Source organism: Paenibacillus sp. J31P316, from assembly GCF_056269105.1.
In genome coordinates this window covers 219,387-232,336 of sequence record NZ_JBWDNI010000001.1, presented here as the reverse complement: position 1 = coordinate 232,336, position 12,950 = coordinate 219,387, and the positions used below count along the sequence as shown (strand labels likewise).

Sequence of the window (12,950 nt, the reverse complement as noted above, 5' to 3'; positions counted from 1 at the left end):
AGCCGGCAAATGGGTATCGCCACGAACGACGGAGAAATCAGTTCCGACGTTGTTCATTATTCAGTCTTGCGTCAGTCTTGTCCCAGCGGGCAGCCTTCGGGGTGCCTGCTTTTTTACGCTTGCGGCCGCTGCTGTTCTTCCGCAGATTGACGTTGAGTTGTGTCTGCCTTGACGCTATAATATAACGAGAAAAAGTCTAACAGAAAAGGTGTACTCATGAGCATATTAAACGTAGAGCGACTCAGCCACGGTTTCGGCGACCGTGCGATCTTCAACGACGTGTCCTTCCGTCTGCTGAAGGGCGAGCATATCGGATTGATCGGCGCGAACGGCGAAGGCAAATCCACATTTATGAACATCATCACGGGAAAACTGCAGCCGGACGACGGCAAAGTCGAATGGTCGAAGCGGATGCGCGTCGGTTATCTGGACCAGCATGCGGTGCTGCAGCGCGGCATGACGATGCGCGACGTGCTGAAAGGCGCGTTCCAATACTTGTTCGACATGGAACAAGAAATGAACGATATGTATGGCCGGATGGGCGAAGTAACGCCCGAAGAGCTGGAGCAAATGCTGGAGGACGTCGGCACGATTCAAGACACGCTGACGAATCAGGACTTTTACATGATCGACGCCAAGATCGACGAGACCGCTCGCGGCCTCGGCTTGACGGACATCGGACTCGACAAGGACGTTACGGATTTGAGCGGCGGCCAGCGCACGAAGGTATTGCTGGCGAAGCTTCTCCTCGAGAAGCCCGACATTCTGCTCCTCGACGAGCCGACCAACTATCTCGACGAAACGCATATCACGTGGTTGAAGCGCTACTTGCAGGAATACGAGAATGCGTTCATCCTGATTTCCCATGACATTCCGTTCCTGAACAGCGTCATCAACTTGATCTATCATATGGAAAATCAAGAACTGAACCGCTATGTCGGCGACTACGAGCATTTCCAGCAGGTATACGAGATGAAGAAGCAGCAGCTGGAATCGGCATTCAAACGCCAGCAGCAGGAGATCGCGGACCTGAAGGACTTCGTCGCGCGGAATAAGGCAAGCGTCGCAACGCGGAACATGGCGATGTCCCGTCAGAAGAAGCTCGACAAGATGGACGTCATCGAGCTGGCGAAGGAGAAGCCGAAGCCGCAGTTCAATTTCAAGGAAGGCCGGACATCCGGCAAGCTGATCTTCGAAACCAACCAGCTGGTCATCGGCTATGACGAACCGCTGTCCAGACCGCTCGATCTGCGCATGGAACGGGGACAGAAGATCGCGCTCGTCGGTGCCAACGGTATCGGGAAAACGACGCTGCTGCGCAGCATCCTCGGCGAGATTCAGGCCATCTCCGGGACGGTTCAACGCGGCGAGCATCAACAGGTGGGCTATTTCGAGCAGGAAGTGAAGGACGCCAATTACAACACTTGCATCGAGGAAGTGTGGAAGGAATTCCCATCCTTTACGCAATTCGAAGTTCGTGCGGCGCTGGCCAAATGCGGCCTGACGACGAAGCATATCGAAAGCAAGGTCGCCGTATTAAGCGGCGGCGAGAAAGCGAAAGTGCGGCTGTGCAAGCTGATCAACCGCGAGTCGAACCTGCTCGTATTCGATGAGCCGACCAACCACTTGGACGTCGACGCGAAGGAAGAGCTGAAGCGCGCGCTGCAGGCGTATAAGGGCAGCATCCTGCTCATTTCCCATGAGCCTGAATTTTATCGCGATGTCGTGACCGAGACGTGGAACTGCGAATCGTGGACGACGAAAGTATTTTAAGGCAATTGGATGATCAACGAGAAGCTGCCAGGCAGAGACAGGGCGACGAGCCCTTCTGCTTGGCGGCTTTTTTTGCATGATAGCGCCGAGGCGAACGTTCAACGCCGTGCTCGGCGATAGTCCGACGGCGTGCAGCCCGCGAGCTGCTTGAATACGCGGTTGAAGCTCTTCAGATCCTTATAGCCGGCCAGTTCGGCAATCTCCATGACGCTTCGGCCGGTCGTTTCCAGGAGGACGCAGCTGTGGCTGATTCGCTTATGCTGCACGTATTCCAGGAATGTTTGGCCTGTCGTCTGCTTGAAGAGCCTGCGAAAATGCCGGGGACTGATGCCGGCCGATTCGGCGGCGCGCTCCAGCGTTAAGCCGCTCTCCGTGCAGTGCCGATCAAGCCAGCTCATGGCGGTTTGCATTTGAGCACCGGCGGAATCGGAGCCCGGTGCGGCGTTTGACTTCCGACCAAACAGCTTGACGTGAAGAAGCAATACCCAAGCGGTGAGCGCCGTTCGGCAGCCGGGCAGCTGCCCATTGTATTCCTGGAGCATGCTGCGGAAGATGCCGCCGATTTCTTCGGCGCGATCCTCGAAGGCGAACCAGGTCTTCGCCGCGCTATCATCCTGCGCAACGGGCAAAGTCAGCTCGTGGATGGCCTGTAACTGCGCCATGTACCCCGCGTCGATCGCGCAGTTGTAGATGACCAGCTGCGGCGCCGGCGGCTGGCCGGAAGGACGGAAGATATGCGACGTGCCGACAGGCAAGTAGAAGACGTCGCCCCGGCGGACGCGCACCAGCTCGTCCTCGATGTAATGAAAGCCCGTGCCTTCCTCCACGTAGATAATCTCCACGAAGTCATGGGAATGCTGCTCGAAATAGAAGCCCTCTTCCGACCGGCTGACGTAGATCGGAAGCTTGTCGGTATAGAGCATTTTGCCTTCCAGCATACGTCTGGTCTGCCGCATCGCGCTGCTTCTCCTCCTAAAGGCCGATGACCGGATTTCCCCTTGCTTTTGTCCGGAACAGCCCCATTCGATGGTCGTTTCCTTCAGTATAATGGACCTATAACAGAAGCGAAAGCGAAGGAACGACAAATCGAAAGGGAGTGGGTGGAAGCATGGCGATCAATGGGGATAACGGGCAGATGCCGGAAACTATCGCGATCTGGTACGACGAGAACGGGCAGGAGCGGAATGCGTATGCCAGATTCAGGCTTAGCTTCGAGCTGACGGATACGCCGGTAGCAGCTGATCTGCATCTATTCGCGGATACGTCCTATCAGCTGTACGTGAATGGCCGATTCGTTCGGAACGGGGGCATCCGTTTCGATCCTTCGCATCCCGTCTACGACACGCATGAACTAACGGAATGGCTGGTCCCTGGCAGCAACACGATCGCGGTGCAAGTCAACTATGTCGGGCACAAGACTTTTATCACGATGAAATCGCAGGCCGGCTTCAAGGCTTGGGGCGGCATACGTACCGAAGGCGGCGACGAAGTGGATGTTACGACAGGGTCGGCGGATTGGAAAGCGGCAGAAGCCCCGGCATACCGCTACGCAGCCAAATCCAGCCTGTTTTTGAAAGCAGGCGACTGCTACGACCAGCGGCTCGACGAGCCCGGTTGGACGGAAGCGAATTACGATGATTCGGCGTGGGTGTCAGGCAAGGTGCTTCAGAACCAGAAGGCATGGGGAACGCCGGAACCGCGTCAAATTCCGTTCATGTCCGGCGAGCCGATCGCCGTGGAGAAGGTTCTGCATGTTCTGCCGCTGGAGCCGGACGAGGATATCTATTCGTTCAGCGTAGCGCTGCCGCATGTCAACGAGATTCACGAACCGGATGCGTCGAGCGCGTTCATGGCGGTCACGACCTGGATCTACGCGCCGGAAGATGCTTGGACGACGATCGGCTTATATTATCAGCGCACATGGATAAATGGCGAACGAATACCGGACGGCTTGTACTCGCCGAACAAGAGTATGAGACTGAACCACCGTATTCGACTGCGCAAAGGGTGGAATCATTATTTTGCCGAGACCGGCGCCATGCAGGATATGCATCATCATTATGTTGCGCTCTCCAAGCATGCCGGATTGGCCATGTCGGCCGATCGTAATGCGGAGACCGGTGTCGTATTCAGACGATCGCCGGTCGTATCGGCTGAGGATTACGAGCAGCATCTGCGGGATATGGAGATTCCTTACCGGCAGGAGGAGCGCTTGGACGCAGTCGGAGGCTGGATCGAGGTGAGCCGGGACGAGCCGGGTGCAAGCCCTACGATGTCGAGCGGTTGGGATCACTATGGGGAGCCGATCGAGAAGCTGGAGCCTGCTCTTCTGGCGGACGCTTCGTTTCCGCTGGAACGTTATGCGAACGGTTTCTCGCTGCTGCTCGACCTGGGCATGACACGGCTTGTCTCCCCCCGGATCGTCCTGGAAGGTGCCGGCGGCGCTGTCGTCGACTTGACGTATGGGGAGCATTTGAACGAGGACGGCAAGCATCTGAGACATTCCCATTGGTACGGGCTCGGAGACCGTGCTTATGGGGCCGCAGGCGAGGCGCTGCTCGATTGGCGGCTAACGCAGCCTAGAGGGTTCCGCTATGTGCAGCTGACGGTCCGCAAACCGTTGGAGGACGTGAAGCTTCGGGAGCTGGACCTGCGATCGGCGAGTTATCCCGTGGAAGAGAAGGGGCGGTTCAACTGCTCGGATCCGCTGCTGGAGCAAATCTGGGCGATGGGCGTTCGGACGGAAGCCGTGAACATGGAGGACGCCTATACGGACTGCGTCACCCGTGAGCGCGGCCAATATATTCGCGACACGATCATCCAATACCACAACAATTTGGCCGTATTCGGCGATCAAGCGTTAATGCGCCGTTGTCTGGAGCTGGTAGGTCAATCGCCGGACGCGACCAATAAGTTCCGGGCGGTGTATCCGAATACGGGCGATTATACGATTTCCGACTTTGCGCTGAATGCGCTGGAAGGATTCTATGCGTATTATGCGCAGACAGGCGACGGCGAGTTGATCGCAAGCTATTGGGATGCGATGATGCGCAACCTGTCCTGGTTTCACGAGCTGGCGGACGAGCGGGAGGATCTGCTCTTGGATGCCGAGTGGGATGTGAAGCGCGGAATCAAAGCGCATTACGGCGGCTTCCATGGCGATCTCGGCATCGCGGAAGGTTATATGGCGACGACCGGTATTCACTGCGTATTCAGCTGTACTTATCTCATCGCGCTGCAAAGCGCCGCCAAGCTTGCTGCCGCCATCGGCCAAGAAGCATACAGCGCCGAGCTCGAACGACGGATTGCGATCGTCGCATCCTCCATCAAGGACGCTTTCTGGGACGATGAGAAGGGCTGCTACGCCGACAACTTGGACCGGACGACGCATTCTGCACATGCCAGTCTCTTCGCGGCGCGTGCTGGCATATTGACGGCGGAACAGACCGAGCCGGTCAAACGGCATGTCAGCCGGTCGCTGCGCTCGCTGTTCGTGAACGGATACGGACCGGAGAACGGCGTCTATGTATCGCCAAGCTTCTCGTTCTATATCTTCGAAGGACTGTACGCGCTCGGACTCGCGGATACGGCCGAGCGGATGATGCGCCAAGGCTGGGGCTGGTTCCTGCAGCAGGGCTTGAAGCAAACGCCGGAGTACTTCGATCTGTCGAACAGCTTGTGCCATGCGTGGTCTTCATGCCCGACGTATTTCTTATCCCGCCACGTGCTGGGCATTCACTTGCCAGTTGAAGGCTCGAGAGAAGTGATGATTCAGGTGATGACCGGGGATGTTACGGAAGCCGAAGGCGCCGTCCCGTTGGCGGACGGACTCGTCGAGGTGAAGTGGCATACCGCTCCGGATGGAAAGCGCGTATTCGATTACGTTCGCGTGCCGGAGACTTACCAGGCTGTTATTGTCGATTAACGTATCGTTGATTAAGGGGGAGTCCCAAGAGCCGTCAGGCTTATGGGGCTCCCCCTTGAGTGATGTTAGGAATTATTGAGCATAGTGGTAGTGGCAAATTTCTTGGTCGTCATTTTCCCTAATTTTGATAGAACGTTAGTGTAATCGAGCAAAAGGCCGCCGTTCAGGTATGAACGGCGGCCTTTGTCAGTTCTGCTACGGTTAGCTATTAATAGCGCTCATTGGATTCGTTATGATCGCACTCGCGATAATACCGAAGAGATGCTCGGCTCGTGACGCTGACGAGGGCTGGTCAGCGAGCCATGCGAGCGCGGCAGTTAGCGAGAATAAATCATCGCCGTTTATGTCGGCACGCGCTAGACCTTCGGCCTGAGCGCGAGCGAGAAGCCGTGCGCCTGCCGTTCGCAGCGTGACGCACGAAGCATGGAGCGCGGACTCCGTGTCCTCGATGGCTGCGATCATAGCTGCCACGACACCCTGATAGTTACCCGAGAAAGTAACGACGTCGCGGAGCCACGACACAAGCGCAACATCGGGTGAACTCGCAGTTTCGAGCTCGCTTGCCTTTGCCGTCAACTCGTCGAAACCTGCGCGGAGCAATGCATCAAGCAGCGCCTCTCTGGTCGGGAAATGACGGTATAATGTGCCGAGCCCGACGTCGGCTCTGCGGGCGATATCGCGCAGCGAGGCATCGGCGCCGTGCTGGGTAACAACCGCGTTCGCGACCGCCAATATATGATCATAGTTTTTCTTCGCATCGGCGCGCATAGGGTTCCTCCTTGACAATCGGAGCGGTGCTCCGTATAATCGTAAACGGAACAGCGATCCGGTTATGCGGAGCACTGCTCTGGTAAGTATAACTCATCGGCATGAAAGGAGAAAGCAAGAGGTCTGCAGATACAATGAAGGTCCGCGTTCGCGCGTTTTATATGAATATAGAATGTAATTGAACGAACTGGAAGTAAACAGAAAGGCTCGAAAAACATTTTTTCAATCCCGAGAGGAGAATATAGAACATGGCAAATCTAACAGGTAAAGTGGCAATCGTAACAGGCGCTTCAAAGGGAATCGGCGCAGGAATCGCGAAGGGATTGGCGGAGGCCGGCGCGGCCGTCGTCGTCAATTATTCCTCCAGCAGACAGGGGGCGGATCGTGTCGTAACCGAAATTATTAACGGTGGAGGGCGAGCGATCGCGGTTCAGGGCGATATGTCCAAAGCGAAGGACGTTGAGCGGCTGTTCGAGGAGACGAAACAATCTCTTGGTACGCCGACGATCCTGGTCAACAACGGAGGGATTTTCGAATTCCAGCCGCTAGAGGACGTGACGGAGGAGCTGTTCCATCGCCACTATAACATTAACGTGCTTGGGCCGATTCTAACCGCGCAGCAAGCGTTGAAGCATTTCCCTTCGGAAGGCGGGAGCATTATCAATATCGGTACGATCGCAAGCAAAAATCCGGTTCCGACTACCATGCTTTACTCGTCGAGCAAAGGCGCGGTGGATACGATGACGTTGGCGCTCGCGAAGGAGCTCGGTCCGCGTCATATCCGCGTCAATACCGTTGCCCCGGGCTTTACGGATACGGAGGGCAACGCCGATTTCGTTGCCAGCGAGGCCGGAAGGGCACTTGCCGCAGCTACGCCGCTGGGCGGCCGGTTCGGGAAACCGGAAGATATAACCCCGACGGTGGTCTTCCTCGCCTCGGATGACGCCGCATGGCTGACGGGCGAGAGAATTAGCGCATCCGGCGGCGTGCACTAAAATATAGCCTCCGTTGATAAGCGTTCCCCGGATCGTAAATGAAGAATAGATGAGGCAGACTGGGTAATTCCACCTAGTCTGCTTTTTTGCGTTTGGAAAAAGCGGCATAACTATTCGGGCTTGGAGGAACCTTATGAAAACGTAAACCCAAAACCTATTTGAAAGGAGTGGTACTGCAATTGAATTTGAAGAGCAGCAAGTTCTGGCTTCGTATTGCTATGCTGGTGGCCTTATCTCTGGAGTTAACGGCGTTCGGAGCGATGAATCCAAAGGTTAGCGCGAATTCGTATGGGGCCCCGCATGAATCCGAAGCGGATTCAAAAGCCATTCGGCCGTTTCAGGTGCATATTCCGGAGGCGGAGCTTGATGATTTGCGTAGACGTATACTCGCGACAAGATGGCCGGACAAAGAAACGGTGGCGGATCAATCGCAAGGCACGCAGCTTGCAACGATGAAGAACCTAGCTCAGTATTGGGCGAATGATTACGACTGGCGCAAATTCGAGGCCAAGTTGAACGCGCTTCCGATGTTCGTCACCAATATCGACGGGGAGGACATCCACTTCATTCACGTCCGATCCAAGCATGAGAACGCGATGCCAATTCTCCTTATGCACGGATGGCCAGGATCGTTTGTCGAGAAGCTGAAGCTAATCGGCCCGCTGACCGATCCCACTGCCCATGGCGGGAAGGCGTCGGACGCGTTCGATGTCGTCATTCCGTCGATGCCCGGCTTTGGGTTTTCCGGCAAACCGACCATGACCGGTTGGGGCCCTGACCGGATTGCGCATGCTTACGGAGAGCTGATGAATCGTCTTGGTTACAAGAAGTATGTGGCGTCAGGCGGCGACTGGGGCGCCATTATAGCAGATGTAATGGGTATCCAACAGCCTAAGGGGCTGATCGGCATTCACACCAACTTACCCTTTGTAGTCCCGTCCGATCTCGAGAAGGCGATTCAGGCCGGAAAGGGCTGCCCTCCAGGTCTTACGGACGAAGAAAAACGAGCATGCGAGCAGTTGGACTTCTTTTACAAGCATGTTGCATACGCCCAATTAATGGGAACGCGTCCGCAGACGCTTATGGGACTCGCGGATTCGCCTGTAGGCTTGGCTGCCTTTTTGCTGGACCATGACGCGAAGAGCCTGGACTTAATTACGAAGGCATTCAACGGACAGCCGGAAGGTCTTTCCCGAGACGATATCCTCGACAACATCACGCTCTACTGGGTGACGAATACGCCGATTTCGGCCGCACGCCTCTACTGGGAGAATAAATATCCGTTCTTTGCCCCCAAGGGCATCAAACTTCCCGTTGCCGTGAGCGTGTTTCCCGACGAGGTCTATGAAGCGCCGAAGAGCTGGACGCAAGAGGCCTATCCGAATCTTATCTATTACAACAAGCTCGACAAGGGCGGACACTTCGCTTCGTGGGAGCAGCCGGAGCTCTATGTGGATGAACTGCGCAACGGGCTCAGGTCGCTGCGCTAATGTAGGCCCTGAATAAAAACAATAAAAATGAAGCTGCCGGCTAATACGGCAGCTTCATTTTTTGGGAAGAGAACACGCAAACAAAGTTTTTGTTGGGTTAAGGCCTAGACGGAGACCAGAATCGTCATGCGGAGCGATCCTTCTTGATCAACCGGCCGTTCTTTTTCCATTTGGCCGCGACGATGAATAGAACGGGAAAAGCCACGGCGAATAAGAAATAGTATTCGAACAAATAGTTTTTGATCCAATCGAGATTTTCGACGATATTCATAAACAGCATCGCATACGCAGAAATAACCCACACCATCGGGTAAATGACGATGTTTCGCCTCTCAATTTTGAACAGCTGGCAGACGCCCAGTACGGCGCAATAGAAGAGCACGCACAGCTTCATGCATACGACCAACACGATATTCACGGCCAGAATCGCTTCCAAATGCTCGATGAATCCGGTAAATCTCATTTCGCGGAATATCGAAAAGATGGGGTACACCAATTTCTGGCCGCGATACACGCCAAGAACCCCAATCGAAATGAAAACGCAAGCGGTCAACATTGCGCCGGAGACAGCGATTCCCATAATAAACGCGACATTCGCTTTCCTTTGCACGAACGGAATAAACATCATGAACGCCACTGTTTCCATGAAGGGGAACGCCAGCACGTAACGGGTTTGAATAACGGTATCGCTCAGTTGGAAAGGGTAGTCGACGTGAAAATAACGCCAATTCCACTCCCGCACCATGATGACGATCGGAATCCAGAACGCTAAATAGAGGTAAGGCACCAGAAGCTCGTTCACGAGGGCGATGGATTCGATCCCCTTCGACACGGCGTATGCGCTGACGAGCAAAATCATGATATGGAATAAAGAAATAGGCGTGCGCGGCATGAGGTTAATGTGCATGAAATCGCCAAGGTTGCGGGTGACCCACGATGCGATTTGGATGAAAAAGACGATATAAAGCAACGAGACGAAGCCGCCGGCCCACTTGCCGAAGGCCTGCAAAGCGATCTCGACGAGTGTCTTTCCCGGATACAGCTTGGCAAGGTACAAGTAGCCGAAAGCAAGCACAAGCCCGTACAAGGTCGCCCAAACGACGACAATCCAACCATATTGTTTGGCGGTCGAGATGATTGGGCCGGGGAGCAAAATAAACGCAGTACCGATGACATAGACTTGCGTCAACAAGTGAAACTGCCACGCGCTGAGCCGGACGGATTCCATATGCTCTTTATCCTTCCTTGCCTTCCTTGGTATAGGGATCAATCTTGTTGCCGGTCGACGTAACGTCAGAAGTGACCGAGAACTTCACCGACGTCCGCCGCCATGAATCCGCAGTAGCCCCTTCATCCTGCAAGCCCAGCAGATCCCAGTTATTTTGCCGTCCCAACGCAACCATCTTCTCCGCTTTGTCCGCTACGACGCGATTGAACGCCTTTTCGATCATGTGTACGTTTTGCAGCGTTAATGCGGTAGTTTGCGTGTTGTTCAATATGCGGAGATCGGCATGAACGAGAATGTTGAGCCGGTTGGCGGATCGGTCCCATTTCCGTTTCACTCGGACGTTATTCGTCTCGACGTCGACGTAACTTCCGCCTACTTTAACCGTTTCCGTGAATTTGCGATATTTCGTGTTAAGGATGTGATAGTAGTATTTATTCTCGCTGTCCAAGCGTCCCACCATGCGCCCTTTGAAGAATACCGCGCTGTCCGCAAAGAAGGACGGCGCTTGTTCGCTAACGTCAATCTGCTCCAGTCTCTCCGTGGTTTCCGCCGGTTTGCCGCGATAGTGGATCATCGGTATGAGCGTCGGCAATCGGAATTCCATGCCGGTCACGATGTCTTTGACGCGAATCGGTTCTACGCCCCCCGTAAAGGATCCCCGCGATAAAATGCGAACAAGCGAGGTGGCATGGCGCCCGGGCACCTTTTCGAGCGTCGTAAAGCTGTTCATAACGGACTGAAGCGGGGAATCCGTCACGAACAGATACACGTTCATGCGCCATTCGGGAGTCGTTTCCAAGTAGTTGAGAATATCGACGATGCCCTCGCGGGCCACCTTTTCGGATAAGATATAGCACTGCAAATGCGAGGTGAACAGCAAACGCGGCATCATCGTGCTCGTTTTCTGCATGAACCGGCCCAAGCTGTATTCCTTGAAACGATAGGTGTATACCGATGCCTTGGATCCGCCGCCTTGCCTCGAGGAGAGAGCAGGGGGGTTGATGACTTGGTAATAAGCCATATACATGCCCGTCGATGGATCCCGGTCGATGCCCACTGAGGTGACGATTGCCAGTTCGTTGATTTCCTTCTTGTCCCAGCAGCCCGAACAGAGAAGCAAGGCGACTAGTATGATCAAGAGCCATAATTTTCGCAATGTTCGCCCCCCTATTTTTTCCTAGCGAACATCTGAGGTTTGTGATTCATCCAGGACCGAGGAACGCGCAGGATCGTGTCTTTGAAGTCCGATAACATCAAAGGCGCGATGGGTGACATGTACTTCACGCCGAAGGATCGCAAGGAGACGAGATGGATCAGAACAAACAATGTTCCGCATAAGATTCCGTATAAGCCCATAAAGCCGGCCAGGAACATGAGCCCGAACTGGAGGACGCGCTGCGCGATGCCAAAGCCGTAAATCGGCGACACGAAATTGGAGATGGCCGTGATCGATACGACGATGACCATGGCCGCGGAGACGAGTCCCGCTTCAACCGTAGTCATGCCGAGTACGAGCGCGCCGACGATGGAGATCGATTGACCGGCAATCCGAGGCATCCGCAAACTGGCTTCGCGCAAAATCTCAAACGTGACCATCATGATCATGGCTTCTATGAATGCCGGGAAAGGCACGGCTTCCCGCTGCGCGGCCAGGTTGATCAAGAGCGAAGTCGGCAGTAGTTCCTGGTGGAAGGTGACCACCGCGATGTATAAAGGAGGAATGAAGACCGAGAGCATGAAAGCGAACATGCGCAACCATCGCGAAAGAGTGGCGATATCCGGCCTTTGGTAGTAATCTTCCGGCGAGGAGAAGAGTTGGAAGAAGGTTATTGGACCGATCAACGCAATCGGAGTGCCGTCGGTTAGAATCGCTACTTGCCCGTCCAAGAGTTTGCCCGTCACCGCGTCCGGCCGTTCTGTCCCGATAAGCTGCGGAAACGGTGAATACGTCTTGTCTTGGATGCATTCTTCAAGATAAGAGCTTTCGAGAATACTGTCAGCCTGGATGGCCTGCAGCCGACGTCGGAATTCTTCTACGACGCCTGCGGGGGCTGCTTCAGGCAGATAGGTCAAATACACTTTGGTCTTCGTTTTCGTTCCGATGGTCATCTGTTCAAAAACCAATTGTTCACTTTTGAGCCGTTTGCGGATGAGCGCCACGTTCCGACCGATGTCTTCGACGAAACCTTCCCGTGGTCCGCGTACGGTGGCTTCCGACTGAGGCTCGGTTACGCTGCGATAGTCACTGCGTTTGACGTCAAAGCTGAGGAAACGGTTACCATGCTTTGGAATCAGCAGGCACTGGCCCTCCAACAGCAATTGGATGCCCTCGTCGGCATCCGTCCATTCTTTGTTTTGGACGATGGGGATGTGGCGATGAAACCAGTCCAGGTCGTCCAGGTCGTTCAGGTCGTATTTCTCTTTCTCTTCGATTGGAACGGCTGCCAGCATGGGTTTAACGACAAACTCGTCTACGAGAGTCGATTCCACGATCGAGGATAGATAGAGGCAGGAGAAAGACGAAGATCCACTAAGAGGAAACGGCCGAATGACGAAGTCGGGGGCTTCCTTCATACGACTTCGGATTTGCTCCTGCATCGGTTCGGCAACGGAAAGTTTAAGCACGGTCGAACCCTCCATCATTAGTGATTCCGTTAGAATTCCTTTTCCTCTTCGATTGGATTTTCGGATTTGCTCCAGCATCGGATCGGTACGGGAAGTTAGGCATTATGGATATCCATCAATTGGTATTGTGTACAACCAATAGAAAA

At 54.6% G+C, this 12,950-nt stretch carries 9 protein-coding genes; 4 read left to right on the top strand and 5 right to left on the bottom strand.

All coding sequences use genetic code 11. From position 1 onward, the window contains the following. Positions 1-216 precede the first annotated feature (216 nt). A complete protein-coding gene (locus AC0YNU_RS00950; RefSeq protein WP_475752445.1) occupies positions 217-1,773 on the top strand; it encodes an ABC-F family ATP-binding cassette domain-containing protein in 1,557 nt (518 codons plus the stop codon). Between the two features lie 98 nt (positions 1,774-1,871). Here the strand turns inward: AC0YNU_RS00950 and AC0YNU_RS00945 are convergent, their stop codons facing one another. Beyond that, positions 1,872-2,729, bottom strand: coding sequence for an AraC family transcriptional regulator (locus AC0YNU_RS00945; protein ID WP_475752444.1), 858 nt, complete (start codon positions 2,727-2,729; stop codon positions 1,872-1,874). A 152-nt stretch (positions 2,730-2,881) separates the two neighbouring features. On the opposite strand from AC0YNU_RS00945, the gene AC0YNU_RS00940 reads away from it, so the two are divergent. After that, positions 2,882-5,698, top strand: coding sequence for a family 78 glycoside hydrolase catalytic domain (locus tag AC0YNU_RS00940; RefSeq protein WP_475752443.1), 2,817 nt, complete (start codon positions 2,882-2,884; stop codon positions 5,696-5,698). A gap of 201 nt (positions 5,699-5,899) precedes the next feature. Here AC0YNU_RS00940 and AC0YNU_RS00935 read toward each other — a convergent pair whose 3' ends face one another. Continuing rightward, on the bottom strand, positions 5,900-6,466 hold the full coding sequence (locus AC0YNU_RS00935) for a TetR/AcrR family transcriptional regulator (RefSeq protein WP_475752442.1): 567 nt from the start codon (positions 6,464-6,466) through the stop codon (positions 5,900-5,902). A gap of 248 nt (positions 6,467-6,714) precedes the next feature. Between AC0YNU_RS00935 and AC0YNU_RS00930 the strand changes: the two genes are divergently transcribed. Both AC0YNU_RS00930 and AC0YNU_RS00925 read left to right on the top strand, forming a co-directional pair. After that, positions 6,715-7,461, top strand: a complete 747-nt coding sequence (locus AC0YNU_RS00930; RefSeq protein ID WP_475752441.1) for an SDR family NAD(P)-dependent oxidoreductase — start codon at positions 6,715-6,717, stop codon at positions 7,459-7,461. A gap of 179 nt (positions 7,462-7,640) precedes the next feature. After that, positions 7,641-8,951, top strand: coding sequence for an epoxide hydrolase family protein (locus tag AC0YNU_RS00925; RefSeq protein WP_475752440.1), 1,311 nt, complete (start codon positions 7,641-7,643; stop codon positions 8,949-8,951). Between the two features lie 124 nt (positions 8,952-9,075). Here the strand turns inward: AC0YNU_RS00925 and AC0YNU_RS00920 are convergent, their stop codons facing one another. The 3 genes from AC0YNU_RS00920 to AC0YNU_RS00910 are packed head-to-tail and all read right to left on the bottom strand — an operon-like array spanning position 9,076 to position 12,804. After that, a complete protein-coding gene (locus AC0YNU_RS00920) occupies positions 9,076-10,179 on the bottom strand; it encodes a GerAB/ArcD/ProY family transporter (RefSeq protein ID WP_475752439.1) in 1,104 nt (367 codons plus the stop codon). Positions 10,180-10,186: 7 nt separating this feature from the next. Further along, positions 10,187-11,335: a Ger(x)C family spore germination protein gene (locus AC0YNU_RS00915; RefSeq protein ID WP_475752438.1), complete on the bottom strand. Its 1,149-nt coding sequence runs from the start codon at positions 11,333-11,335 to the stop codon at positions 10,187-10,189. 11 nt (positions 11,336-11,346) lie between these two features. Beyond that, complete coding sequence (locus AC0YNU_RS00910; RefSeq protein WP_475752437.1) at positions 11,347-12,804, bottom strand: spore germination protein; 1,458 nt, start codon at positions 12,802-12,804, stop codon at positions 11,347-11,349. Between the last annotated feature and the right edge of the window lie 146 nt (positions 12,805-12,950).

Coding starts and splice junctions, on each gene's coding strand:
- AC0YNU_RS00950 (WP_475752445.1), top strand. CDS start 217: ATGAGCATATTAAACGTAGAGCGACTCAGCCACGGTTTCGGCGACCGT.
- AC0YNU_RS00945 (WP_475752444.1), bottom strand. CDS start 2,729: ATGCGGCAGACCAGACGTATGCTGGAAGGCAAAATGCTCTATACCGAC.
- AC0YNU_RS00940 (WP_475752443.1), top strand. CDS start 2,882: ATGGCGATCAATGGGGATAACGGGCAGATGCCGGAAACTATCGCGATC.
- AC0YNU_RS00935 (WP_475752442.1), bottom strand. CDS start 6,466: ATGCGCGCCGATGCGAAGAAAAACTATGATCATATATTGGCGGTCGCG.
- AC0YNU_RS00930 (WP_475752441.1), top strand. CDS start 6,715: ATGGCAAATCTAACAGGTAAAGTGGCAATCGTAACAGGCGCTTCAAAG.
- AC0YNU_RS00920 (WP_475752439.1), bottom strand. CDS start 10,179: ATGGAATCCGTCCGGCTCAGCGCGTGGCAGTTTCACTTGTTGACGCAA.